This window comes from Qipengyuania gaetbuli (assembly GCF_020171365.1).
Taxonomy (GTDB): domain Bacteria; phylum Pseudomonadota; class Alphaproteobacteria; order Sphingomonadales; family Sphingomonadaceae; genus Qipengyuania; species Qipengyuania gaetbuli_B.
In genome coordinates, this window is the sequence record NZ_JAIUZO010000002.1 from 2,280,504 (window position 1) to 2,306,095 (window position 25,592).

The following is a 25,592-nucleotide window of genomic DNA, read 5'->3' on the forward strand; positions in this document are numbered from 1 at the left end:
GTTCGCGCGTAATTAGCGCGCTTCGGGCTGGCGGAGCGGGAGGGTCCCGAGGCGGGCCCGTGGAGGCCTTCGCCTGAAATGATCCTCGATAGAGTAAAGCCGCTCGACGCCATTCTGGCGACTGCGCAAAAGAAATCGCTGCATCGCTCGCTCGGTGCCATCCAACTCATGCTGTTCGGTATCGGCTGCATCATCGGCACCGGAATTTTCGTACTGACGGCCGCCGGCGCGCAGAAGGCAGGTCCCGGCCTGATGCTGGCCTTCGTGATCGCGGGTGCGGTCTGTATCGTGGCCGCGCTCTGTTACGCCGAAATCGCTGCCATGATCCCGGTCGCGGGTTCCGCCTATACCTACAGCTATGCCACGATGGGCGAATTCCTCGCCTGGACCGTCGGCTGGGCGCTGATCCTCGAATACGCCATCGCCGCATCGGCCGTGTCGGTCGGTTGGTCGGGCTATTTCACGGGGACCATCCTCAACGAATTCTTGGGCATATACCTGCCTCAATGGCTGTCGGCAGGACCGCTGGCACTGGGCGGGGCAGAGGGCGGTTTCATCAACCTGCCCGCGCTCGTCATCGCCCTGCTGGTGACCTGGCTGCTGATGATCGGCACCAGCGAAAGTGCCAAGGTCAATGCCGTGCTTGTCGCTATCAAGGTGACCGCGCTGACCGCCTTCATCGCCCTCACTCTGACCAGCGCCTATTTCGATCCCGACCAGTTCAACCCCTTCCTGCCGGCCGGCGTGTTCGGCGGCTTCGGCACGGGCGTGGGCGCGGTGGGTGCCGCGGCGACCATCTTCTTCGCCTATGTCGGCTTCGACGCAGTTTCCACCGCGGCCGAGGAAACCAAGAATCCGCAGCGCAATGTGCCCATCGGCCTCGTCGGTTCGCTGCTGTTCTGCACCGTGTTCTACATCCTCGTGGCAGCAGGTGCGATCGGGACGATCGGCGGCCAGCCGATCATGGGGCCGAACGGCATTCCGTTCCCTGCAGGGTCGGAAGAACTGGCACGCCAGTGTGCCCTGCCTGCCTATTCGAGCGCGCTGGTGTGCTCGGACGAGGCGCTGGCCCACGTGCTGCGCCAGATCGGCTTCTCGGGCATCGGCAACATGCTGGGTATCGCGGCCTTCCTCGCGCTGCCTTCGGTTATTCTCGTGCTGCTCTTCGCGCAGACCCGCATCTTCTTCGTGATGAGCCGTGACGGTCTTCTGCCCGAAGGTCTGTCCAAGGTGCATCCCAAGTGGAAGACGCCCTATGTCGTCACCGCCATCACCGGCGTGATCGTGGCGGTTGCTGCCGCGTTCTTCCCGGTGGGGCAGCTGGCCGACATCGCCAATGCAGGGACGCTCTACGCCTTCCTGATGGTGGCGGTCGCGGTCATGCTGCTGCGCAAGACCGACCCGGATCGCAAGCGTGATTTCCGTACGCCGGCGCTGTGGCTGGTTGGGCCGGCGACCATCATCGGCTGCGCCTTTCTGTTCCTCAACCTGCCGTTCGAAGCGATGCTGGTGCTGCCGATCTGGACCACGATCGGACTGGTCATCTATTTCGCCTACAGCCGCGGGAACAGCCATCTCGGACGCGGTATCATCGAAGTCGTCGATGATGTCGCTGGCGAGGAGACGATGATCCCCATCCATCCCGACGAGCCGCGGGACTAAGGCAAAAAGAAAGGGCCGCCCCACTGGAGCGGCCCTTTTTCTTTGTGCTGTCGATCCCGCTTAGAGGTCGACGCTTTCCACGTGCCGTTCTTCGGCTTCTTGGTGGACGGTCATGCCCAGTGCCATCTTGGCAGTGTTGAGCAAGCCGAGGTCACCGCTCCAGATTTCCGCCTGGCCCAGGTCCATGCGCAGGAAGAGGATATCCGGATCGTCCTTGCCGCCGTCGTACCAGGCTTCGACGAAGTTGTTCCAGAACTGGTCAAAACGCTCCTGGCTGGTCTCGACCGCCAGCGTGCCGTCGAAACGCGCGAACATGTCGTGGTCCTTGCCGGCGAAGCTCGCTTTCACCTTGCCCAGCTTGGCGAAGGTGCTGTTCTTCTGCGTGAAGAACCAGATCGAGCTGTTCGCATTCTTGTCGAGCTGGGCGGTCATCGGCACCGAAGTGTCCGACTGGCCGTCGAGTTCGAGGAAGAGGAACGGCGAGTCCGCCATGGCGTGCCAGAACTTCTCCTTGAGCGCGTCGGGGTTGCCTTTCGAGTATTTCATGATCTTGCCCTTCTGGTGATTGCGTTTGGTTTTCGTACGCTTGGAGCGGCTTGCGCGTTCCTGCGACTGCGCCGGAGCGGGGCAGCGCACAGACGAATTGCGAATCTCTGTCGCATGGAACATAATGCGAACAAACGAGTCGATTCCTCATGTCCGATACCGCCCTTTCCTCCCTGCCGATCACGGCCTTCGAAGACGTTGCCGCGCTGTCCGCGCGTCGCAGCGCGCGCTGGCGTCCGGGGCTGGTGGCAGTGCAGGGACCGGCGCTCCACAACGAGGTTTTCGCCCTTTCGCGCGAAGCGGCAGGGGCGGGCGTGGCGCTTGCCCTGGCGCTCGACGACTGGCGGCATGTCCCGCGTGAATGCGGCTGCGAGGCGGAGGACCGGCGCGGCGTGCTGTGGGTCCAGACGCGCGAGGCGGCGCGCCTTGGTGGCAGGCCCTGTCGCGCAGGGCTTCCGGCGGACCTGCAGGGCCGCGTGATCCACGTACTGGCAGAGAAAGTGGAAGATGCCCTCTTCGCGCTGGAAGAGGGGCTGCGCTGCCGCGATCTCGCCTTCGTGATCGGTGAAATCCCGGGCAATGCCAAGGCGCTGGATTTCACTGCCTCGCGCCGGCTGACCCTGGCGAGCGAGAGGCACGGTGTGCCGCTGTTCCTCGTCCGGCTCGATGCCGCGCGCGACCTGTCTTCGGCGCGGATGCGCTGGGAAGCCACCAGCGCGCCGTCCGCCCCGCCGCGCTGGAACGCGCAGGCCCCGGGCGATCCGGCGTGGCATGCCGAACTCTTTCGGGCGCGTAGCCATGCGCCCGGCGAGTGGCTGCTGGGAGAGGACGGCAAGACCCTCAGGGCAGGCAGGGCCGGCGGAGAAACCGACCGCGCGGTCGCGAACTGGGCAGCCGGGCTGCAACATCGCCGCGCGCCCCGGCGGGCATGAGCGCGCTCCTGCCGGATGCCGCGCGCCCGCGCCGCATCCTGTCCATCTGGATGCCTGCCATGGCGATGGATCACTGGCGGCTAGGCGATGGAGGAGAGCGCCACGCACTCGACGACAAGCCGCTCGTGCTCATCGCCGATACCGCTCACGGGCCGCGGATCGAGGCGGCCAACCGGCCGGGCATGGCGGCAGGTGCGCGCCGGGGCATGATGCTGGCCGATGCGCGTACGCTGTGCCCTGACATCGCTACCGCGCCGAGCGATCCGGCAGGCGATCTCGCCTTTCTCGAAAGGCTGGCGATCTGGGCGCAGCGCTGGGGCCCGTGGTCGGCGATGGACGCGCCCGACGGCCTGCTGGTCGACGTGACGGCGGTGCCGCACCTGTTCGGCGGGGAAGGCAGGCTGCTGGCCGATGTGGCAGAAGCCTTCGCGCGCCGCGAACTGACGCTGCGCTGCGCTATCGCACCGACGGCAGGGGCGGCATGGGCGCTGTCGCATTACGGCCCACCCGGCGCGATCCTGGCCGCGCAGGACGATGCCGAAGCGAAGCTCGCCGACCTGCCTGTCGCCGCGCTGCGCCTCGACGATGACGTACTTACCGTGCTGCGCCGCCTCGGCCTCAAGCGGCTCGGAGAGCTGGCCACGATCGGCCGCGATGCGATCCAGCGGCGGTTCCGCAACCGCAAGTCGCCTGCCGCCAACCCGCTCATCCGGCTCGACCAAATCCTCGGCAGGGTGCCCGAGCCGCTGCTGCCGGTGGTCCCGCAGCACATGCCGCTGGTCCAGCGCCGTCTGATGGAGCCGATCCGCCATCGCCAGTTGCTGGATCAGGTGGTGGGCGATCTCGCAGAAGACATGGCGCGCGAACTGGAAGCGCGGGGCGAAGGCGCGCGCAGGCTGGAGCTGGGAATGTGGCGGGTCGACGGGGAGGTGGTGGTGCGCCGTCTCGAAATGGCTGCCGCCACCCGCGAGGCGGCGCATATCTGCCGGCTCTTCGCGGCGCGGCTCGACGATGTCGATGCAGGGTTCGGTATCGAGATGCTGCGCCTGCGCGCCAGCTGGGCCGAGCCGCTGGCGTTGGAGCAGGGCGATATCGAGGCTGCGGCAGAAACGCACGGCACTTCGCTGGCAGCCTGCATCGACCGGCTGACGGTACGCCTTGGCAGGGATGCGGTTACCCGGCCGGTTCCGTTTGCCAGCCACATCCCCGAGCGCGCGCAGCGCTGGCAGCCCCCGCTGGAGCCGGAACCGACTTCACAAGGCGAATTGGCTTTCCACAAAAGGCCTTTGAAACTACTCGACAATCCGGAAAAGATTGCAGTGCTCTACGCGACCCCTGACGGGTACCCGCGGCGCTTTCGCTGGCGGGGGGAAGTGCACGAGGTGGCGCGGGTCGAAGGCCCGGAACGCATCGCTCCCGAATGGTGGCGCGAACGCGGGGGGGCGAGGCTGCGGGACTACTACCGGATCGAGGACGATCGCGGACGCCGCTACTGGATCTATCGTCTCGGCATCGTGGGCGACGGCCGCGGCGGGGCGCCCGACTGGTATTTGCAGGGCCTGTGCGCCTAGGCGGGCTCGGCCGGTTCTTCCACGCCTTCTTCCGGCACGACCGGCTCTTCGGGGCCGTGCTGGATTTCGGAGAGTTCGAGCATCAGCGCGCTGCCCTTGCACACACGGTCCCCCGCCACGATCGTGGCTGCAACGCGCGACTGCTCCATCGCCTCAGGGGTATTGTTGAAGGGCGGAACGACCGCTTGCGGCGCGATGCACTTCACCGGGACTCCACGCGGCGCATCGGCCTGTGCTTCCTCGTCCTGCGCAAGCGCAGGGGTGGCCGAAAGGGCAAGGGCAGTCATCAGGTATGCGGCGCGCATGGGCAATCTCCAGTCCTGCGCCTATCGCGCAGGCGAGATTGCCGCCGCCTGAACCCTCAGCCTTCCGAAACGAGGCTCGCACGGCGCGAACGCCGCTGTCCGAGAGGAATATTGCCGAACTTCGCCACCGGACCCGACGGGGCCTCGACCGTATCGACCGTCTCTTCGATTACCGATTGGGGAAGGGGCCGCTCGAACACGAGGCCACAACTGCGCTCGTTGGCCCAGACCACCTTGCCGAAATGCTCGTGCCCGTTCCACGAAAGCAGTCCTGAAACGCCTTCGCTGGGGGGATTGGGGGTGTCGAGGCGCGCACCTGCCTCGGACAGATCCGAAAGCCGGCCGTGACGGTCGCCGCCCAGCATCTTGAGCGTAGCCGCGCAATCGACGCTGTATCGCGTCGCAACGCGCCGGTCCTGCGGTTTTGCGACCTGGTTCCTGCGGAAAAGCCCCACGCGCCATTTCTCCCCTTGGAGAGTCCTATTGGCGCAAGAAGGGTGAATCCTGCCCTTCGGCTCATGCTTACCGGGCCATTAGGGTTGGGACCGGAAACCTTAGCTCCCGGCCCCGGAGAATTTCGCGATCAGTCGGCCGGGGCGACCAGCAGGCGGGTGCCGAGTGGCTGGATCGACCGGGCGGACGGACCGAGGCTGCCTTCCATGGCAGCGATCTGCGAAGCGCTGGCAGTCATGATCGTATCGGCCACGTGCCAGTTGACACCTTCGCTGCAGGGCGGCGTGGTCAGCGAACCCATGTAGCGATAGATGCCCGTGTCTTCCGGGACCATGTCGTTGATATCGAACTGGACCTGCGTGCCGTTACCCTTGCCGACACCATTCACGATGGCATCGAGGGCGGGGTTGGCATCGCCCAGTTCGAACATGACGCCCAGTACGCCAAGTTCGCCAGCCTGCGTTGCGTGCACGAAGTGGGCGACCAGCGGATAACGCTTGCCGCTGATGGCGTGCTCCGAAGGGGTGTGGAAGTGGACCTGGACGAGGCCGAATTCCTTGCCGCCCGAATTCATTCCGAATCCGGCAGGGAAATCCACTTGGACCTTCTCCTTGCCGAGAGAGACCTTGCCGGCGGTCTCGCCGAAGTTGGTGGTCAGCTCGATATCGCCGCGGGCATTGGGGGCTCCGAGATCGATCGGCGATTGGTGCAGACCGACATCGCAAAGAGCGTAGGCGGCATTTACCGTCGACCAGCGTTCCGGCGAGGTTCCGTCGCCAAAGCTCCAGTCCTTCTCCTGGGCGGCAACCGGGGTGGCTGCCAGACCGACGAGGGCGAGGGAAGCGAGATATTTCATTGCATACTCCAGACTGGCGACCTTGCGGCCGCGAGATGTAGGTATGCCGACGCCCTTTTGGGGAATTGGAATGGGCCGCCGGCGTTACTTACGTCCGACATCACGAGCGCTGCTGCGCTCGCCAGAGGGGCCCGGTCCGTACCCGCGCTACGCGCGTGCGCGCGTGGAGTTCCCGAAAAAATCCAACTTTCGTGCATCTTTTGACATTGGCGAATCTGACGCTGGAACATATAAAGAACAAATGGCGCAGCAGACGATCCTCCAGAAGCTGGAAATCCTTGCCGATGCGGCGAAATACGATGCCTCCTGCGCGTCGTCGGGAACGGCGAAGAAGAACAGCCTGGGCGGGAGGGGGATCGGTTCGACCGAAGGAATGGGCATCTGCCATGCCTACGCGCCCGACGGCCGCTGCATCTCGCTCTTGAAGATCCTGCTGACCAACCACTGCGTGTTCGACTGCCATTACTGCGTCAATCGCAAGAGTTCGAACGTGGCGCGGGCGCGCTTTACGCCTCAGGAGGTGGTCGACCTGACGCTGGCCTTCTATCGCCGCAACTATATCGAGGGGCTGTTCCTCTCCTCCGGCATCGTGAAGAACTCGAACCATACGATGGAACAGATCGTCGAGGTGGCGCGCATCCTGCGCGAAGAGCACGATTTCCGCGGCTACATCCACCTCAAGACCATTCCCGAAGCGGATGCGGAGATCGTCCACCAGGCCGGGCTTTATGCCGACCGCGTCTCGATCAATGTCGAACTGCCGACCGACAGCGGCCTCACCCGCCTCGCGCCGGACAAGGACGCGCGGCAGATCGAAGGGGCGATGGGCAAGGTGAAGGCCGATCTTGCAGAGGCGAAAGACGCGCACAAAAGGTTCAAGCACGCACCGCGCTTCGCCCCTGCCGGCCAGTCGACCCAGATGATCGTCGGCGCCGATGCCGCGACCGATGCCGACATCGTGGGCAAGGCCAGCAGGCTGTACGACAATTTCCGCCTGCGCCGGGTCTACTACAGCGCCTTCTCGCCGATTCCCGATGCCAGCGCAGTGCTGCCGCTGAAGCGTCCGCCGCTGATCCGCGAACACCGGCTCTACCAGTCCGACTGGCTGATGCGGTTCTACGGCTACAAGCCGGCCGAGGTGATGCAGGCGACCGAGGCGGACGGGAACCTGCCGCTCGACATTGATCCCAAGCTCGCCTGGGCGCTGAAATTCCGCGAGGCCTTCCCGGTCGACGTAAACCGGTCCACCAAGGAACAATTGCTGCGCGTGCCCGGCCTGGGCGTGAAGGCGGTGGGCAAGATCCTCGCCAGCCGCCGCCACCGCGCGCTGCGGCTGGACGACGTGGCGTTACTCACCCAGTCGATCACCAAGGTGCGCCCCTTCATCTGCACCGTGGACTGGCGCCCGGTCACACTGACCGACCGGGCGGATTTGCGCAGCCTGCTCGCCCCGAAGTCAGAGCAGCTGGAGCTGTTTGTGACATGACCGCGCTCCAGCATGTCAGGCTCGGCACCTATTACGTGGTCAACCTGCCCGAAGCGGACGATTTCGACTTCTGGCGCGATCGGGCGCGCGCGCTCGTCCAGTGCGACGTGCCGCCTGACCGCATCGCCTGGGTCGAGCCGGGCGGCAGCGGCGATCTGTTCTCGCATGGCGAGCGCCGGATGCCGGTCCCGCCGATGGATGCGAGGCCGGTGCGCGCCAACCGCCGCTTCGTGAGCCTGGCGAAGAACGCGATCCTGCATTCCGATCCCGAGCGTTTCGCGCTGCTCTACCGCCTGCTGTGGCGGCTCCAGTCCAATCCGCGCATGATGGAGGACAAGGCCGACCTCGACGTGCGTCGGGTGGAGGAACTCGACAAGAACGTGCGGCGCGACAGTCACAAGATGCACGCCTTCGTGCGCTTCCGGCTGGTCGAGAGTGAGGACGAGGAAGCGGGCGAGCATTACGTCGCCTGGTTCGAGCCCGAGCATCACATCCTGCGCGCCAATGCAGGCTTCTTCATGCGCCGCTTTTCGAACATGCGCTGGTCGATCCTGACCCCGCGCGGCAGCCTCCACTGGGACGGCGAGACGATGGCGGAAGGCCCGCCTGCCGAGCGCCATGATGCCCCCGGCGGCGACCCGATGGAGGACCTCTGGCGCACCTATTACGCCTCCATCTTCAACCCCGCGCGGCTGAAGATCGGGGCCATGCTGAAGGAAATGCCCAAGAAGTACTGGAAGAACATGCCGGAGGCATCGCTCATCCCGGACCTGATCGCAGGCGCGCAGGGGCGCGAGGCCAGCATGGTGGAAAAGGGGGCGCTCGAGTTCGAGGAGCGGCCCGACACGCTGGCCGCGATCGACAAGGCGATCCACGCCTGCCGCAAGTGCCCGATCGGCGCGCTCGACAATACCGCCGTCATGGGGGAGGGGCCGCAGGATGCCGCCCTGATGATCGTCGGCGAACAGCCCGGCGACAATGAGGACTTGGCTGGCCGCCCCTTCGTGGGTCCGGCTGGGCAATTGCTCGACGTGCATCTGGAAAAGGCCGGGATCGACCGGCGCGCGGCCTATCTCACCAATGCGGTGAAGCATTTCAAATACGTGCAGCGCGGCAAGCGGCGGCTGCACCAGAACCCGGGCGCGAAGGAAATCGACACCTGCCGCTGGTGGATCGAGAGCGAGCGCGCGATCGTGCAGCCCAAGCTGGTGCTCGCCATGGGTGCCAGCGCGGCGCGCGGCCTGCTGGGCAAGACGGTCAGCATCTCCAAGGTGCGCGGCACGCCGATCCCGCTGGAAGACGGCAGCGAGCTGTGGGTCACCGCGCACCCGTCCTATCTCCTGCGCCTCGAAGGCCCTGCGCGCGAGGAACAGGCGCGGCTGTTCGATGCCGACCTTGCCGCGGTGAAGGCGCGCCTGGCGGAGCTTGCGGGGTGAGCCCATGCCCGAAAGCGACCTCCAGATTCCCAAGCGCACGATCGAGATCGATCCTGCCTCGATAGACGCGCCGCCGCGCAGCGCCTTCGTCGAACTCGGCATCGTGTCCTGTTTCAGCTTCCTGCGCGGGGCATCGGATGCGGTGGACCTCGTACTCAAGGCGCGCGCGCTGGGATACGACGCGATCGGGATTGCCGATGCCAACACCATGGCGGGCGTGGTGCGCGTCCATACCGAGGCGGCAACACTCAAGCTGAAGCCCTGCATCGGCTGCCGGATCGAAACGATCGAGGGGCTGGCCTTCCTCGCCTATCCGAAGAACCGCGCGGCCTATGGCCGGCTCTGCCGCCTGATCTCGGCGGGGCGGATGCGCACGCTGGACGGCGAATGGCAGGAGAAGGGGGAGTGCCACATTTCGCTCTCCATGCTCGCCCGCCATACGGAGGGCGTGCAGCTGATCCTCGTGCCCCCGCGCGATCTGGCGCAGGAATACATCGTGCCCGCATGGGCCGGGAATGTCGTCGGGCTGGCGGGAGAGAAGCTGCAGGAACACCTCGCCGCGCCCTTTACCGATATCGTGCCGCAGCTCGCTGCCGGACTGCCGACGTTGCGCCATATCGCGGCGGCCTATCTCTACACCGACAGCGACATCGCCCGGATCGAGCAACTCGACGCGCTGGCGAAAGCGAACGGCCTGTCGATCCTCGCCACGAACGACGTGCATTACGCGGGGCCGGAAAGGCGCCCGTTGCAGGACGTGATGACCGCGATCCGGCACAAGACCACTGTCGCGGCCGCCGGGCACCTGCTCCACGGCAATGCGGAACGCTACCTCAAGCCGCCTGCGACCATGGTCCGCCTGTTCGAACGCTGGCCGCACGCCATCGCGGCTGCGCGCGAAGTGGCCGATGCCTGCAATTTCAGCCTCGACGAGCTGAAATACGAATATCCCGAAGAACTCTATCCCGGCGGGGTCGAGCCGCAGGACTATCTCGTCTCCGAGACGTGGAAGGGGGCCGAATGGCGCTATCCCGCAGGGATTCCAGAAAGCGTGGCCGAAACCTTGCACAAGGAACTGGCGCTGATCGGCAAGATGGAGCTGGCGCGCTATTTCCTGACCATCAAGGACATCGTCGATTTCGCGCGCGAGAAGGTCGACCCGCCGATCCTGTGCCAGGGACGCGGCAGCGCGGCCAATTCGGCCGTCTGCTACTGCCTCGGCATCACCAGTGTCGATCCGGCGCAGCACCAGCTGCTGTTCGACCGCTTTATCTCCGAAGACCGCAAGGAGCCGCCCGATATCGACGTCGATTTCGAGCACGAGCGGCGCGAGGAAGTGATCCAGTATCTCTACCGCAAGTATGGCCGTCACCGCGCCGGGCTGTGCGCCACGGTCATCCATTACCGCCCGCGCATGGCGATCCGCGAAGTGGGCAAGGCGATGGGGCTGAGCGAGGACGTGACCGCCGCGCTCGCCAAGACGGTGTGGGGCGGCTGGGGCCGCGAGATCAGCGAGAAACACGCTGCCGAAACAGGCATGGACGTCACCGATCCGCATCTCAGGCGCGTTCTCAAACTGACCGAGCAAATGATTGGAATGCCGCGTCATTTGTCGCAGCATGTCGGCGGGTTCATCCTCACCGAAGGCGCGCTCACTGAAACGGTGCCGGTCGGCAATGGCGCCATGCCCGATCGCAGTTTCATCGAATGGGACAAGGACGATATCGAGGCGCTCGGCATCCTCAAGGTCGATGTGCTGGCGCTGGGCATGCTGACCTGCATCCGCAAATGCCTCGACCTGCTCGACGACCACCACGGCCGCACGCTGACGTTGGCCAGCGTCCCGCGCGAGGACCCGGAAACCTATGCCATGCTGCGCAAGGGGGATTCGCTCGGCGTGTTCCAGGTCGAAAGCCGGGCGCAGATGAACATGCTGCCGAGGCTGCGCCCGCGCGAATTCTACGACCTCGTCATCCAGGTCGCCATCGTGCGCCCGGGTCCGATCCAGGGCGACATGGTCCATCCCTATCTGAAGCGCAGGCGCGGGGCGGAACAGGTGGTGATACCCGCGCCGTCGCCGCAGCACGGCCCGCCGGACGAACTGTCCAGCATCCTCGAGCGCACGCTGGGCGTGCCGATCTTCCAGGAACAGGCGATGAAGATCGCGCTCGATGCGGCCAAGTTCTCCTCGAAAGAGGCGAACCGGCTGAGGAAGGCCATGGCGACCTTCCGCAGCCGCGGCATGGTGGACGAATTGCAGGACATGATGGTCGAACGCATGGTCGCGCGCGGCTATGACCGCGACTTCGCCCAGCGCTGCTTCAACCAGATCCGCGGCTTCGGCGAATACGGCTTTCCCGAAAGCCATGCGGCCAGCTTCGCGCATCTCGTCTACGTGTCGAGCTGGCTGAAATGCCATTTCCCCGCTGCCTTCGCCTGCGCGCTGCTGAATTCGCAGCCCATGGGCTTCTATGCGCCCGCGCAGATCGTGCGAGATGCGGCGGAACATGGCGTGCGCGTGCTGCCGGTGGATGTGAACCTGTCGCAGTGGGACTGCACGCTGGAGGAAGTCGGTGCGGCGAGTGGCGGGCAGGGCGACAGCGGCCGGCTCGACCGGCACGTCGCCTTGCGGCTGGGCCTCAGGCAGATCGACGGCCTGCCCGAAGCGGTGGCCGCGCAGCTCGTCGCCGAGCGCGAGGAGAACGGCGCCTACGAGGACGTGCGCGCGCTGCGCGACCGTGCCAGGATCGGTCCCGCCCATGTGGAGCGGCTCGCCAGCGCCGATGCCTTCGGTTCGATGCGCCTATCGCGCAGGCAGGCCCTGTGGGACGCGCGCAGCCTCGTCGGCGGTGCGGACCTGCCGCTGTTCGCCGCCGCCGCCACGCGCGACGAGGGGGCGGAGGTGCATCGCACCGCGCTGCCGCAGATGCCCTTGTCGGAGGAAGTGGTCGCCGATTACCAGACCACGCGCCTCAGCCTGAAGGCGCATCCGATGGCGTTCCTGCGCGCCAGCCTTGCCGAACGCGGCTTCGTGCGTGCCTGCGATCTGAGGGCGCGCAAGTTCCGCTCCATGGTCCATGTCGCGGGCGTGGTGCTGATCCGCCAGCGGCCGGGTTCTGCCAAGGGCGTGTGCTTCATCACGCTGGAGGACGAGACGGGTGTCATCAACCTCGTCGTCTGGCCGGACCTGAAGGAAAGGCAGCGCCGCGTGGTCATGGGCGCGCGCCTGATGGAGGTGCGCGGGCGCGTCGAATATGACGACGAGGTGATCCACGTGATCGCGCATCACATGACCGATGCGACTGACCAGTTGCACAGGCTGTCCGACGACATGCTCAACGCGCCGCTCGCACGGGCCGACCACGTCTCCTCGCCGCGGCCGGACAAGTTCAACCCGCGCGACAACCTGCGCGAGGGGAGAGACGATCCCTACCAGCCGGTCGAACCGTGGCAGGAACCGCCACCGGGCAACCGCGAATGCGGCTGGCATCAGGGACATCGGCGCGACGTGCGGATCATTCCGAAATCGCGCGACTTCCACTGAGGCTGCGGCTAGGGGCGCGGGCGTAATGGGTCTCGAAACGCTCCTCGCATTCCTCCTCGTAACCGCCACGACCAGCATCGTGCCGGGGCCGTCCATGATCTTCGTGATGAGCCAGGCGATCTGGCGGGGCCCGCGCTCGGGCTGGGCAGCGCTGATGGGCATGCAGATCGGCTATTTCGTGTGGTGGGCCTTTGCCGCGCTGGGCCTCGGCGCGCTCGCCGCTGCCTATCCGCTCGCCTTCCGCCTGCTGGCGATCGCAGGCGTGCTCTACCTCGCCTGGCTCGGCCTGAAGGCAATCCGCCATTCCTTCCATGCGGGGGAGGACGGGGTGGAGCCGGTCCGCCAGGTCTCCGGCCACGCCTTCCGCGACGGGATCGCGGTCGCCATCGGCAACCCCAAGTCGCTGGTCTACATGGTCGCGATCATCCCGCCCTTCGTGGATCCGGCGAAAAGCGTGCCGCTGCAGATCGTGGTACTGGCACTGGTGGCGCTGGTCGCCGACCTCGTGATCGGCTGGCTCTACATCGCGGCGGGCAAGCGCCTTGCGCGCTTCATGGAACGCGCCGCGACCCGCGTCTGGATCGATCGCGGCATCGGAATCGTATTCGTCCTGATCGCGGGGCTGATCCTGGTCGATCTGATGGGTACGCAGGTTTGAAGCTCACCATATCGAGGCACATCGGCAAGTTTATCGGTGACCGCAGGGTCATCCTGCTGCTGGTCGCGGCAGCGCTGTTCGTGGCGGGACGCAGCTGGCTCGCCGCGCATCCTCAGCACGATCCCTGGGCCCCGCTCGACCTCAATGATCCGGTGGGCTGGGCGACCGAGGCGAAGCTGCGCGCCCTTGCCGGCGACGTGCCGCAATGCCGCGCCGTGCTTGAGCGTAGCGGGGTCGAATTCACCGCCCTGCCGCCGGAAGGCGAGGGAGCGTGCCGCCGCGAGGATCGCACGCAGCTTGCCGATTATCCGCTCAGCCCCGACACGCCGCCCACGACCTGCCCGGTCGCCATTGCGATGGAGCTATGGCAGAGCGACGCAATCGAGCCTGCCGCACAGGCGATATTCGGCACCGGCATCGCGCGGATCGAGCACCTTGGCGCCTATTCCTGCCGCCGCCTCTACGGGCGCGAAGATGGCCCGTGGAGCCAGCACGCGAACGGCAATGCCATCGACATCGCCGGTTTCGTCCTGACCGACGGTACGCGGATCAGCGTGCTCGGCGACTGGCAGGGCGAGGGCGACGAAGCCCGCTTCCTTCGCGAGGTTCGCGACGGTGCCTGCGAGGCTTTCGGCATCGTCCTGTCGCCCGATTACAATGCTGCCCACGCGGACCACCTACACCTCGACATGGGTGCACGGCGGGGCGGGCTGTGCCGGTGACCTAGCCGAACAAGGCCTGCACACAGGTCCGCATGCGCGCCCGGTCAGTCTTCACGAAACCGGACTTCCCGAAATCACCGAAATAGGCCGTGCCGCGATCGTCCACGGCATGGACGCAGTCGAAACGGTCATCGTCCTCGGGCACGTAGATCGTGACTGAGCGACCGGCAGGAACACTGTCGAAGTGACCGGCCGAAACCTTCGCCGCTGCGCAGATGCTCCGCCCGTGGAGGTCGTGGCCTTCGGGATAGTGGGCGTAATTCACCGCGAAGAGGATGTGGGAGGGGGCAAGGCCGTCGGTCCACTTGGCCGAGAAGACGCCGTTCGCAGTTTCGGCCACTCGCGGTTCCGGCAGGCCGTAAAGTTCGGAAAAGCGGCGGAAGACATCGCGCAGCTCGCTGGCTGTCCACCCGCTGACCCGCAGGTCCACTGCCCTCGATGGCACTTTCGCCTGTTCGGCGGCTTCCCGTGCCTCGCGCGTGGCCTTGAAATGCCGGCCCAGCAATAGTGCGCCGACGAATATTGCAATGAACGCGTAGCCGGCGAATTCCATGCCGCAGCTTTAGACGGGTTCGAAGGAATATCCAGCGCTACGCACGGTGCGAATCGGGTCCTTGGCGCCTTCGACTTCCAGCGCCTTGCGCAGGCGGCGGATGTGCACGTCGACCGTGCGAAGTTCGATGTCGCTTTCCGTGCCCCAGACCCCGTCGAGCAACTGGTTGCGGCTGAAGACGCGCCCCGGGCTTTCGATGAAGAACTTGAGCATTCGGTACTCGGTCGGGCCGAGCTTGAGCTGCTTGCCCCGGCGCGTGACCTTGTGCGCCACCGGATCGAGCGTCAGATCGCCTGCATCGATGCTTTCGCCGGCCAGCACGGGCCGGATGCGGCGCATGACAGCCGCCACGCGGGCCAGGAGCTCGCGCGGCGAGAAGGGCTTGGTGAGGTAATCGTCCGCGCCGGTTTCCAGGCCGCGGACACGGTCGTCTTCCGCCTCGCGCGCGGTCAGCATGATGATCGGCACGTGCGCGGTCGCCTTGTCGCGGCGCAGCCGGCGGCACACTTCGATGCCGCTGGTCCCCTCGATCATCCAGTCGAGGATAACGAGGTCGGGCGTTTCCTCGCTGGCAAGGAGGATCGCCTCGTCGCCGTCCGGCGTGGTGCGGACGTCGTAGCCTTCGTTCGAAAAGCGGTATTCGAGCAGCTCGGAAAGGGCGGGATCGTCCTCTACGAGCAGGAGTTTTGCAGCCTGCACCTTCGCGTCTCCATGCGAGCGGTTTTTCTCGTTCGACATGGCTCTATGACCTTCAGGCTACAGGAATATGTCAGTTATCCTCGTCGACCGGATATTGTCCGGTGGCGGCGAAATGGACCATTTCGGCCACGTTCGTCGCATGATCGCCGATGCGTTCCAGGTTACGGGCGACGAACAGGAGTTGCGCCGCGCTGGAGATCATCGAGGGGTTTTCGACCATGTGGCTGACGAGGTTGCGGAAGATCGAGTTGTAGAAGGCATCGACCTTCTCGTCCGCAAGGATCACTTCCTTGGCCAGTTCCGGGTCGCGGGCGGCGTAGGCGGTCAGCACGTCGTGGACCATCTCGCTGGCGACTTCGGCCATGGCAGGGAGCAGGGTGAGCGGTTCGAACTTCTTGCGGTTGTCGCCGATCTCGCGGCTCGCCTTGGCGATGTTCTTGGAATAGTCGCCGATACGCTCGACCACGCCGGCGATCTTGAGTGCGGCGATGACTTCGCGCAGATCGTCCGCCATCGGCGCACGCAGCGCGATGATCCGCACGGCCAGCTTGTCGATCTCGCTTTCGAGCGCGTCGATTTTCTTGTCGCCCTTGACGACTTTCTTGGCGAGGTCGTCGTCACCGCGCACCAGCGCATCGAGCGCCTGCTGGATCGCGACTTCGGCCAGACCGCCCATTTCCGCGATCAGGCCGCGGAGGCGGGTGATGTCTTCGTCGAAGGCTTTTACGGTATGTTCTTGCATGTTCTTACCTAGCCTTATCCGTAGCGGCCCGTGATGTAATCCTGGGTCCGCTGTTCGAGCGGATTGGTGAATATGTCAGAAGTACGACCATATTCCACCATCTTTCCGAGGTGGAAGAAAGCCGTCCGCTGGCTGACGCGAGCGGCCTGCTGCATCGAGTGGGTAACGATCACGATGGCATAGCGGCCATTCAGTTCGTCGATCAGTTCCTCGATCTTTGCAGTGGCGATCGGGTCGAGTGCCGAACATGGTTCGTCCATCAGGATGACTTCGGGATCGACGGCGATGGCGCGCGCGATGCACAGGCGCTGCTGCTGGCCGCCGGACAAGGCGGTGCCGCTGTCCTGAAGGCGGTCCTTGACCTCTTCCCACAGGCCCGCGCGGCGCAGCGATTTCTCGACCACCGCGTCCAGCTCGTCCTTGCCTTCTGCAAGGCCGTGGATCTTCGGACCGTAGGCGATGTTTTCGTAGATCGACTTGGGGAAGGGGTTGGGCTTCTGGAAGACCATGCCGACGCGGGCGCGCAGCTGCACCACGTCCATGCCCGATTTGTAGATGTCTTCGCCGTCCAGCATGATGTCGCCTTCGACGCGCGCCGAAGGGATCGTGTCGTTCATGCGGTTGAGCGTGCGCAGGAAGGTCGACTTGCCGCAGCCCGACGGGCCGATGAAGGCCGTGACGTAGCGCGTGGGAATGTCGATCGAAACCTCGTCGATCGCCTTCTTGTCGCCGTAGAAAACGGAGACGTTCCGCGCGCTCATCTTGGCGTCGGTATCTTCCAGGTTTTGATGGACTACGGTCACCACTTTTTCTCGAATTTGTTGCGCAGGTAGATGGCGAGGCCGTTCATCAGCAGGAGGAACAGCAACAGGACGATAATAGCCGCACTGGTCCGTTCCACGAAACCGCGATCGATTTCGTCAGACCAGAGGAAGATCTGCATCGGCAGGACCGTGGCAGGCGAGGTGAAGCTATCGGGCGGGCTCGCCACGAAAGCGCGCATGCCGATCATGAGCAGCGGCGCGGTTTCACCCAGCGCGCGGGCCATGCCGATGATCGTGCCGGTCAGGATGCCGGGCAGGGCGAGCGGCAGGACGTGGTGGAAGACCACCTGGACCGGCGAGGCCCCGATGGCGAGCGCGCCGTCACGGATGCTCGGCGGGACCGCCTTGATCGCGTTGCGCCCGGCAATGACGATGACCGGCATGGTCATCAGCGCCAGCGTCATGCCGCCGATCACGGGGGCGGATCGCAGGTTCGGGAACAGGGTCAGGAAGACCGCAAGGCCCAGCAGGCCGAAGATGATCGACGGAACTGCCGCAAGGTTGTTGATCGACAGCTCGATGAGGTCGGTCCAGCGGTTCTTGGGCGCGTATTCCTCGAGGTAGAGCGCGGCCAGCACACCGATGGGGAAGGCCAGCAGCAGGGTCACGATCATCGTCAGGAACGAGCCCTTGAGCGCGCCCCAGATGCCTGCCTGCTGCGGATTGGTCGCATCGGACCGGGCGAAGAAGCCGGTGTCGAAGTTCTTGTCGATCTTGCCCGCTTCATCGAGCTGCTGCGCGAGCGCCTGCATTTCCGCCGACCCTTCGCCGGCATAGCCGCTGGCAAGGCTGGCACTGGCAGGAAGCCAGAAGGTTTCCTGCCGGTCGAGGATGGAGGGATCGGCGGCAATCGCATCGGCGACATCACGCCAGGCCTGTGCGCCAAGCTGTTCGGCCGCCTCGTCGCCCAGCGACTGCTCGGCGAAGAATTGCACGACTTCGGGCAGGCCCTGCCCCTGCAGGGATTGCACGGCCCCGTCGCTCGCCATGGTGGCGGGATCGGCGGAAATGCCGGCCTGCGTGAAGTCGATCGGGACTTCGAGCTCGGCGCGCTGGAAGCCGCCGATGCCGTTCAGCGTCATCGTGCCGAGCAGGTAGACCAGCACGGCGACCGAGAACACGATCGCGGCCAGGCCGAGCCTGCGGAACCGGCGCTCTGCCGCGTAACGCTTCTTCAGGCGCGCCTCGAATTCGGGCGTACGCGTGGGGGCGATATGCTCACTCATAAGCTTCGCGGAACCTCTTGACGACGCGCAGGGCGATGAAGTTCAGCCCCAGCGTCACCATGAACAGCACGAAGCCGAGCGCGAAGGCGCTGAGCGTCGCGGGATGGTCGAAACTGCCTTCGCCGGTCAGCATGGCGACAATCTGGACCGTCACCGTGGTCATGGAATCGAGCGGATTGGCGCTGAGATTTGCGGCGGTCGATGCGGCCATGACGACGATCATGGTCTCGCCGATCGCGCGGCTGATGGCGAGCATGACACCGGCCACGATGCCGGGCAGGGCGGCAGGCACCAGCACGCGGCGGATCGTCTCGTTGGTGGTCGCGCCCATCGCCAGGCTGCCGTCACGCATGGCCTGCGGGACCGCAGCGATGGAATCGTCGGCCATCGAGGACACGAACGGGATGATCATCACGCCCATGACGAGGCCGGCTGCCAGCGCGCTCTCGCTCGAGGGGTTGGAGGCGCCGAGGCTGATCGCGAAATCGCGAATGGCGGGCGCAATCGTCAGCGCGGCGAAATAACCGTAGACCACGGTCGGGACGCCGGCGAGGATTTCGAGCGTCGGCTTGATCCAGGCACGCAGGCGCGGGTTCGCGTATTGCGTCAGGTACACCGCGCTCATCAGGCCGAGCGGGATGGCCACGATCATGGCGATGATCGCACCGATGAACAGCGTGCCCCAGAACAGCGGAATCGCGCCGTAGCGGCTGCTGTCCGGGTTGTTCGGGTTGCTCATCGGATCCGGACCCCAGTGGGTGCCGAACAGGAAGTCGAGCGGGTTGACCATGCCGAAGAAGCGCAGTGTCTCGAATATGAGGCTGACGAAGATACCGATGGTCGTCAGGATCGCGACCAGCGAGGCACCCAGCAGGATCGCCATGACGATCCGCTCCACCCGGGTGCGGGCGGCGAAATCGGGCTTCAGGCGCAGGAACGACCACGCGCCGCCGAGGAAAGCGATAACCAGCGTCGCAGCGATGCCGATCCAGTTGTAGAACGACAGGGCCTGACGGTACGGCTCGACGAATTCCTTCGCCAGCGGGTTGAACACCGCCTGCGATGCCCCGGTCGCGACCGCGCGCGCCTCGTTCAGGATCGTCTGGCGCTGGAAACCGAAGGCAGGCAGCTGGTCGGCGGCAGGCGACGCCAGCACCGACTGGGTGACGAGGCCGGGCGCGATCGCGCTCCACGCCCCGACGAAAACCAGGACGGGCAGGATGATCCACAGCGCCACGTACCATGCGTGGTAGCTGGGCAGGCTGGCGAGCCGCCCGTCAGGGCTCGCCTTGCGGAAGGTCCACGCACGAGCACGAGCCGCCAACCATCCGGCGAGCCCGAGCCCGAGGGCCAGGAGGAGCAGAATGGTCGGCGACATTGCGTGCGTTGATACCCTTACTTCAGCTCGGAACCGTCGAGCGTGGTGTATTCGGTGACGGCTGCGGCAGCCTTGGCCATCGCATCATCGGGATTCGACACGAGACCGATCTTGGTCAGCGCGCCGTCCTTGCCCCACATGGTCGACCACTGGGTGAGGAATTCCTTCAGGCCCGGGATCGCGTCGAGGTGCGCCTTCTTCACGTACATGAAGAGGGGGCGCGCGCCCGGATAGGCGAAGCTGGCGATGTTCTCGTAGGTCGGATCGACGCCGTTCATGGGCAGGCCCTGCACCTTGTCGAGATTCTCTTCAAGGTAGGAGTAGCCGAAGATACCCACTGCGTTCGGGTTGCCTTCGATCTTCTGGACGATGAGGTTGTCCTGTTCGCCCTGGTCGACATAGGCGCCGTCGCTGCGGACCTCGGTGCAGACCTGGTCGTAACGGTCTTCGTCGGTTTCCTTGAGCGCTGCGGTGGCGGCGTCGGTCTTGCAGCCCGCTTCGAGGATCAGTTCCTTGAGCGCGTCGCGCGTGCCCGAGGTGCTCGGCGGACCGTAGACGAGGATCGGCTGGTTCGGCAGCGAGGGATCGACGTCCGACCAGTTCTTGGCGGTCTGTTCCTTGCCGTAGGGCGAGGCGGCGAGCGCTTCGTAGACCATCTTCGGCGTCAGGTTCATCATGATGCCGCCCTTCGACGAAGCGAGGGCAATGCCGTCGAGGCCGACCTGGACTTCGATGATGTCGGTCACGCCATTGGCCTGGCAGTCGGCGAATTCACTCGACTTCATGCGGCGCGAGGCATGCGCGATGTCGGGCGTCTGGGCGCCGACGCCGGCGCAGAACAGCTTCATGCCGCCGCCGGTACCGGTCGATTCGATGATCGGCGAGGCGAACTGCGTGTCGCGTGCGAAAGCTTCGGAAACGGCCTTGGCGAACGGGAAGACGGTCGACGAGCCGACGGCCTTGATCTGGTCGCGGGTCGCACCGCCACCGGCATTGTCACCGCAAGCGGTGAGGGCAAGGGCCGAAGCGGCGGCGAGAGCGAATTTGAAAGTCTTGGTCATTGGGAACCCCTATGTTGTCCAACTAGCCGCGCAAGAGCGCGGATTTGTTACATGCTGACGACAAAAGTGTGACTTCCGCTAGGGGGTGCCGAATCGTTGTGGCAGCCCCTAGCGGTATCTGGATCAGAAATCGACCTGTGCGCGCACGCCGAAGGCATCTACGGTGTAGGACGTGTCGCCGGTTGCCGTTGCATAGGCGGCATCGTCATAATCCATCTTGCCGTAGTTCAGGCTGAAGAGCGTGTAGTCGGTCGGCTTCCACACCAGCGAGGCGAGGTAGCCATTCTGCACGCCGCCGATGATCCCAGCATCGTTGAGGTCGAGGTAATCGTAACGCAGGTTCAGCTGGATCGAGCCGATCCCGCCTTCGCCCACCGCGCTGGCCGGCTTGGTGCGGTCGAACTTGCCGCCCTTGTAACCGCGCGTGTCACCCTTGGTGAGGAAGTAGCCGACCTCGGCATAGCCGCCGAAGAAGGTCGGGCTGTCCGTCATCGCGGGCATGTCCACGTTCTGCCAGTAGCCTTCCGCTGCCGCGTGGAACGGGCCCGAAATCACGGCTGCTTCCAGGCCTGCGCCGAATTCGCTGTCGGCGGCAAGATTGCCGGTGTTGACGAAGCGTTCGGAGGTAAAGTGAACCAGCGGGCGCTGGCGATAGCGCACGCTGCCGGCGTCTTCGCCCAGTTCGTTGAAGTGGAGCGAACCGCCGAAGTGGAGCTGGGTGTCGCCCATTTTCGGCATGACGACGAGGCGTCCGTCGATGCCACGATTGTTGGTGCCGGTATCGTCGAAATTGTCGGTGAACACACCGGCCTGTGCCAGCACGATGCCCTGCGAATAGCTGACCGAGGCACCGATGCGGCGCTCGAAACCGAAGGCATCGGTGAAGGCGGCACGTTCGATGAAGCTGGTGTGCAGCGAGCTGGTCAGCTCTTCGAGCGACTGGAAGTTGTTGTGGTGGCCCACGATCACTTCGAGCGGGCCATTGCCATAGCTGAGGTAGGCATCGGCAGCCTCGACCTCGTTACCGGCGAAATCGAGCTCGAACTTGTATTCGAAACCGCCGCCAAGGCCGCCCGAGGCGCCGAGGCGCGCACGGCGAACTTCGCTGGCGAAACCGTCTTCACGGCCGGTCGAATCGGGCACGCTGGTGAAGCCGGCATCGAACATCAGGCGGCCGCGGGGCTTGAAGCTCCAGCCGTCCTTCTTTTCGAGCTGTGCCACTGCCGGCGCGGGCGCGGGCTTGGCAACCGCTTCGGTGTTGGCAGCAATCGATGCATCCTGTGCAGCGTTGGCAGCCTTTTCCTGCGCCAGCTCGCCTTCGAGCTGGTCGATGCGCGACGCCAGGGCCGCGAGCTGCGCGCGCATTTCGGCCAGGCTCCGCTCTGCAGTGGGTGCAGCCGCATCCTGTGCGGCGACGGGAGTGGCGATGGTGCAGCTCAGTGCCGCCGCGATGACGGACAGCCGGAATGCCGGTTTCATTATGACGAATCCTTTACAAGGTTACGATCCGGCGTCGCCTCTATGACCCGATGATTACAGCCATGTGACACATTCCACGCGGCCTTGCGCACCCTGTGGAATGGCTGTGGAAAAGCTGTGAAAACTGCGCAGATGCGCCAGAAATCGCTGATCAGTCCGCGAGCGGGAGCGAGACCTTGACCCGCGTCCCTTCGCCCAGCTTGCTCTCGATCGACAGCTTTCCTCGGTGCCGCTCGACAATGTGCTTCACGATGGCAAGGCCAAGGCCGGTCCCGCCCGAGGCACGGCTGCGGCCCGGATCCGTGCGGTAGAAACGGCGCGTGAGATGCGGGATATGTTCGGGCGCGATGCCGTCGCCGTGATCGGTCACGGTCAGCAGCACGCGTGTCTCGCCCTGCGGCGCCAGGCGGACGGTCACCATGCTGTCGGGCGCGCCGTATTTCATGGCATTGTCGACGAGGTTGCGCACCAGCTGTTCGAGCTGCTGTTCGTCTCCGCGCACGATGAAATCGCCATGCGCCTCGAAATCGAGCCGCTCCATGCGTTCTGCGCCGGCCCCGTCCTGCGCCGCGCGCTTGGCGACGGCGGCAAGGGCGACTGTGCTGGCCGGCATGTCGTGCTTTTCCGCCTCGATACGCGAGAGCGACATGAGATCGCTAACGAGGTCCTGCAGGCGCCTGGCTTCGCGCTGGATCGTGGCGAGGAACTTGTCCGCCATTTCCGGCTCGGGCCGGTCCTCCTCGCGCAGCGTCTCGACATAGCCGAGGATCGAGGCGAGCGGCGTGCGCAGCTCGTGGCTGGCGTTGGCGACGAAATCGGTGTGCGCACGGCTGATGTCGGCCTCGGCGGTCTTGTTGACCAGCTCGATGACCGAGAGGTTGGTGTCGAGCAACTTGCGGTTCACGCGCCAGATATCGCTTCGCCGGGCAAGGCCGCGCACGATGGCTGCGCCGTCCTGGTCGCTGTCGAGCAGGCTGACGGCTTCCGGCTGGCGCAAGGCCATTCTGACGTCCTGACCCAGCACGTGCGCGCCCAGCAGGCGGCGTGCGGCGAGATTGGCGACGATCACGCGTCCGCGGTCGGTCAGGAGTACGGGTGTTTCCGAATGCTCGAAGAGGTCGCCCATCGAATCGCGGGAGATCGCGCCATTGCTGTTCTGCTCGACCGCAGGCGGCGGGGTCGCGCCGACGAGCCACAGCGAACCGGCCCAGACCAGCAGCACGAGTGCAACGGTAAGCAGGTCGTCGCCCAGCACGAGAAGTGCGATGGCGGTCGCCACGGCGAGGGCGAAGGCGGACCAGGGAAAGGAGCGCTCGCTCATGCAGGCGCGCTTAGCGAGGCCTGCTGGACAGCGCCAGAGCCAATGTCTGCAAGCCTGTGGCAGATGGTGACCCGTACGGGAATCGAACCCGTGTTTCAGCCGTGAAAGGGCCGCGTCCTAACCGCTAGACGAACGGGCCACATGCGTGGCGCTTTGCGCGGATTGCAGATGCAATAACGCCACCGTGGTGACCCGTACGGGAATCGAACCCGTGTTTCAGCCGTGAAAGGGCCGCGTCCTAACCGCTAGACGAACGGGCCACACCCGTTGCCGGGTCGGTGGCGTGGCGGCGCACTTAGGCGGGGGCGCTCGGGGCGTCAACCCTCCAAATGCGCAAGCTGCGGATCAGTCAGCGAAAGCTGCGTCCTCGAGGTGCAATTCGGCCTGCGGGCGGCTTCCCCAATCGTCGATTTTCGCCCGGCCGGCCAGCCACAGGCGGCGCCCGCGCGAGCCGTGCAGCAGGGCCTGCCCCATCTCGCTATCGGCAGCGCGGAAGGCGATGCCCTTGAAGCTGCGGCCGTCGTCGCCGCTGGCAATCAGGCGCACGTGATCAGTACCGACAATATCGCATTTCACCAGCCGGACCGGGCCGACCGCGATTCTCGGGCCGGGCCAGCCGACGCCGTAGGGCCCGCCGCATTCGAGCGATTCGACCAGTGCCGGCGTCAAACCGCCGGGCGCGACCGCGATGTCGAGCAGCATCTCGCGGTTCTCGCTCGCGCGGGCGACCACGCTTTCGAGATGCGCGTCGAGCCATTCGGCAAAGGCGTCGAGCCTGTCGCTGGCCACTGTCAGGCCCGCCGCCATGGCATGGCCGCCGCCCTTGACCAGCAGGCCTTCCTCGCGGGCCCGGATGATCGCTGCGCCAAGGTCGACACCGGGTATCGAACGCCCCGAACCCTTGCCTTGGCCGGCTGCGCTGTCGAGCGCCACCACGAGCGAGGGCTTGCCCGTCTTTTCCTTGATGCGCCCGGCCACGATGCCGATGACGCCGGGGTGCCAGCCATCGCCGGCGAGCACATGCACTGCGCGGTTATGCTGTCCGGCCAGCTGGTCCTCGGCGGCCTGCTGGACCTCTGCCTCGATCGCGCGCCGTTCCTCGTTCAGCGCGGAAAGCTGGGCGGCGATGCGCGCGGCCTCTTCGGGATCCTCGGTCGTCAGCAGGCGCACGCCGAGGGTGGATTCGCCCACGCGCCCACCGGCATTGATCCGCGGACCCAGTGCGAAGCCGAGGTCGGAGCAGGCCGGGGCCCGCTTCAGGCGGCTCGCGTCGATGAGGGCCGCCATGCCGGTATTGGCCCGCTTGCCCATGACCTTGAGGCCTTGCGCGACGAAGGCGCGATTGAGGCCGTGCAAGGCTGCGACGTCGGCCACCGTGCCGAGCGCCACGAGGTCGAGCAGGGAAAAGAGGTCAGGCTCCTTGCGGTTCTCGAAATAGCCGCTGGCGCGCAGTGTGCGGACCAGCGCGATGGCGAGCAGGAAGGCCACGCCCACCGCGGCAAGGTGCCCGTGCGCTGCGGCAAGGTCGTTCTCGTCGAGCCGGTTGGGGTTCACCAGCGCGGCCGCGCGCGGCAATTCGGGCGCGCACTTGTGGTGGTCTACCACGATGACGTCGATGCCCGCATCGCTTGCCATGGCCAGCGCCTCGTGCGCCATGGCCCCGCAATCGACGGTAACGATCAGGCTCGACCCGCTTTCGCCAAGCTGGACCAGCGCCTCGCCCGACGGGCCATAGCCCTCGAGCAGTCGGTCGGGGATGTAATAGTCCGCCTCGACGCCAAGGTCGCGCAACAGGCGGATAAGGAGCGCCGAACTGGTCGCCCCGTCCACGTCGTAATCGCCGTAGACGGTGATCTTCTCGCCCGCGAGCACGGCCTGGGCAAGCCGGTCCGCTGCCGCGTCCATGTCGTTGAACTCCGACGGGTCGGGCAGGAAATCGCGCAGGGTCGGGGTGAGGTGCCGGTCGAGATCGTCCGGGGACACTCCGCGTGCGAGCAGGATCTGGCGCACGATATCGTCGCCAGCCGCGAAATTCCCCTGGCCGAGGTCCATGTTCCCGCCGCGCCAGCGCCAGGCCTTGCCGGTCAGGGATTGCGAAACGCCGAAAACATGGGGGAGGGCCGAAGTTGCCATGGTCC

The 25,592-nt window shown here is 65.6% G+C and carries 22 protein-coding genes and 2 tRNA genes; 8 read left to right on the forward strand and 16 right to left on the reverse strand.

Features of this window, described 5'->3' with window-relative positions:
* Positions 1-78 precede the first annotated feature (78 nt).
* Positions 79-1,662 (forward strand): amino acid permease, encoded by a 1,584-nt coding sequence (locus LCL94_RS11760; RefSeq protein ID WP_224832362.1) that lies wholly within the window; start codon positions 79-81, stop codon positions 1,660-1,662.
* 60 nt (positions 1,663-1,722) lie between these two features.
* Here the strand turns inward: LCL94_RS11760 and LCL94_RS11765 are convergent, their stop codons facing one another.
* A complete protein-coding gene (locus tag LCL94_RS11765) occupies positions 1,723-2,208 on the reverse strand; it encodes a pyridoxamine 5'-phosphate oxidase family protein (protein ID WP_224832363.1) in 486 nt (161 codons plus the stop codon).
* Positions 2,209-2,357: 149 nt separating this feature from the next.
* Here LCL94_RS11765 and LCL94_RS11770 point away from each other — a divergent pair, with 149 nt between their 5' ends.
* Both LCL94_RS11770 and LCL94_RS11775 read left to right on the forward strand, forming a co-directional pair.
* Positions 2,358-3,140: a hypothetical protein gene (locus tag LCL94_RS11770; RefSeq protein ID WP_224832364.1), complete on the forward strand. Its 783-nt coding sequence runs from the start codon at positions 2,358-2,360 to the stop codon at positions 3,138-3,140.
* Positions 3,137-4,711: a DUF6504 family protein gene (locus LCL94_RS11775; protein WP_224832365.1), complete on the forward strand. Its 1,575-nt coding sequence runs from the start codon at positions 3,137-3,139 to the stop codon at positions 4,709-4,711. Before LCL94_RS11770 ends, LCL94_RS11775 begins: the two co-directional genes overlap by 4 nt.
* Here the strand turns inward: LCL94_RS11775 and LCL94_RS11780 are convergent.
* The 3 genes from LCL94_RS11780 to LCL94_RS11790 all read right to left on the reverse strand — a co-directional run bounded on the left by LCL94_RS11780 (position 4,708) and on the right by LCL94_RS11790 (position 6,325).
* Entirely contained in the window at positions 4,708-5,016 is a 309-nt protein-coding gene (locus LCL94_RS11780; RefSeq protein ID WP_224832366.1) for a hypothetical protein, read from the reverse strand. The genes LCL94_RS11775 and LCL94_RS11780 overlap by 4 nt on opposite strands.
* A 56-nt stretch (positions 5,017-5,072) precedes the next feature.
* On the reverse strand, positions 5,073-5,471 hold the full coding sequence (locus LCL94_RS11785) for a PilZ domain-containing protein (protein ID WP_224832367.1): 399 nt from the start codon (positions 5,469-5,471) through the stop codon (positions 5,073-5,075).
* A gap of 128 nt (positions 5,472-5,599) precedes the next feature.
* Entirely contained in the window at positions 5,600-6,325 is a 726-nt protein-coding gene (locus tag LCL94_RS11790; RefSeq protein WP_224832368.1) for a carbonic anhydrase, read from the reverse strand.
* A 241-nt stretch (positions 6,326-6,566) separates the two neighbouring features.
* Here LCL94_RS11790 and LCL94_RS11795 point away from each other — a divergent pair, with 241 nt between their 5' ends.
* The 5 genes from LCL94_RS11795 to LCL94_RS11815 are packed head-to-tail and all read left to right on the forward strand — an operon-like array spanning position 6,567 to position 14,171.
* Entirely contained in the window at positions 6,567-7,811 is a 1,245-nt protein-coding gene (locus LCL94_RS11795) for a putative DNA modification/repair radical SAM protein (protein WP_224832369.1), read from the forward strand.
* On the forward strand, positions 7,808-9,247 hold the full coding sequence (locus LCL94_RS11800) for a UdgX family uracil-DNA binding protein (protein WP_224832370.1): 1,440 nt from the start codon (positions 7,808-7,810) through the stop codon (positions 9,245-9,247). The genes LCL94_RS11795 and LCL94_RS11800 overlap by 4 nt, the downstream gene beginning before the upstream one ends.
* A gap of 4 nt (positions 9,248-9,251) precedes the next feature.
* Complete coding sequence (locus tag LCL94_RS11805) at positions 9,252-12,791, forward strand: error-prone DNA polymerase (RefSeq protein WP_224832371.1); 3,540 nt, start codon at positions 9,252-9,254, stop codon at positions 12,789-12,791.
* Positions 12,792-12,816: 25 nt separating this feature from the next.
* Positions 12,817-13,449 carry a LysE family translocator gene (locus LCL94_RS11810; protein ID WP_224832372.1) on the forward strand — a complete coding sequence of 211 codons (633 nt, stop codon included), beginning with the start codon at positions 12,817-12,819 and terminating at the stop codon, positions 13,447-13,449.
* A complete protein-coding gene (locus LCL94_RS11815; protein ID WP_224832373.1) occupies positions 13,446-14,171 on the forward strand; it encodes an extensin family protein in 726 nt (241 codons plus the stop codon). The genes LCL94_RS11810 and LCL94_RS11815 overlap by 4 nt, the downstream gene beginning before the upstream one ends.
* A 1-nt stretch (position 14,172) precedes the next feature.
* Here LCL94_RS11815 and LCL94_RS11820 read toward each other — a convergent pair whose 3' ends face one another.
* From LCL94_RS11820 to recJ, 12 genes are all read right to left on the reverse strand, one after another.
* Positions 14,173-14,724: a hypothetical protein gene (locus LCL94_RS11820; protein ID WP_224832374.1), complete on the reverse strand. Its 552-nt coding sequence runs from the start codon at positions 14,722-14,724 to the stop codon at positions 14,173-14,175.
* Between the two features lie 9 nt (positions 14,725-14,733).
* Positions 14,734-15,423 carry a phosphate regulon transcriptional regulator PhoB gene (gene phoB, locus LCL94_RS11825; protein WP_222553704.1) on the reverse strand — a complete coding sequence of 230 codons (690 nt, stop codon included), beginning with the start codon at positions 15,421-15,423 and terminating at the stop codon, positions 14,734-14,736.
* 70 nt (positions 15,424-15,493) lie between these two features.
* Entirely contained in the window at positions 15,494-16,165 is a 672-nt protein-coding gene (phoU, locus tag LCL94_RS11830; protein WP_160606669.1) for a phosphate signaling complex protein PhoU, read from the reverse strand.
* A gap of 14 nt (positions 16,166-16,179) precedes the next feature.
* Positions 16,180-16,926 carry a phosphate ABC transporter ATP-binding protein PstB gene (pstB, locus tag LCL94_RS11835; protein ID WP_222553703.1) on the reverse strand — a complete coding sequence of 249 codons (747 nt, stop codon included), beginning with the start codon at positions 16,924-16,926 and terminating at the stop codon, positions 16,180-16,182.
* Between the two features lie 38 nt (positions 16,927-16,964).
* A complete protein-coding gene (gene pstA / locus LCL94_RS11840) occupies positions 16,965-18,215 on the reverse strand; it encodes a phosphate ABC transporter permease PstA (protein WP_224832375.1) in 1,251 nt (416 codons plus the stop codon).
* Entirely contained in the window at positions 18,208-19,593 is a 1,386-nt protein-coding gene (gene pstC, locus LCL94_RS11845; protein WP_224832376.1) for a phosphate ABC transporter permease subunit PstC, read from the reverse strand. Before pstC ends, pstA begins: the two co-directional genes overlap by 8 nt.
* A gap of 17 nt (positions 19,594-19,610) precedes the next feature.
* The gene (locus LCL94_RS11850) at positions 19,611-20,654 is read right to left on the reverse strand and encodes a substrate-binding domain-containing protein (protein ID WP_224832377.1); all 1,044 of its coding nucleotides are present in this window, start codon (positions 20,652-20,654) and stop codon (positions 19,611-19,613) included.
* A 123-nt stretch (positions 20,655-20,777) separates the two neighbouring features.
* Positions 20,778-22,133: a porin gene (locus LCL94_RS11855; RefSeq protein ID WP_224832378.1), complete on the reverse strand. Its 1,356-nt coding sequence runs from the start codon at positions 22,131-22,133 to the stop codon at positions 20,778-20,780.
* A 151-nt stretch (positions 22,134-22,284) separates the two neighbouring features.
* The gene (locus tag LCL94_RS11860) at positions 22,285-23,454 is read right to left on the reverse strand and encodes an ATP-binding protein (RefSeq protein WP_224832379.1); all 1,170 of its coding nucleotides are present in this window, start codon (positions 23,452-23,454) and stop codon (positions 22,285-22,287) included.
* A gap of 64 nt (positions 23,455-23,518) precedes the next feature.
* A tRNA-Glu gene (locus LCL94_RS11865) sits at positions 23,519-23,593 on the reverse strand.
* Between the two features lie 46 nt (positions 23,594-23,639).
* Positions 23,640-23,714 (reverse strand) — tRNA-Glu (locus LCL94_RS11870).
* A gap of 85 nt (positions 23,715-23,799) precedes the next feature.
* Positions 23,800-25,587 (reverse strand): single-stranded-DNA-specific exonuclease RecJ, encoded by a 1,788-nt coding sequence (recJ, locus tag LCL94_RS11875; protein ID WP_224832380.1) that lies wholly within the window; start codon positions 25,585-25,587, stop codon positions 23,800-23,802.
* Between the last annotated feature and the right edge of the window lie 5 nt (positions 25,588-25,592).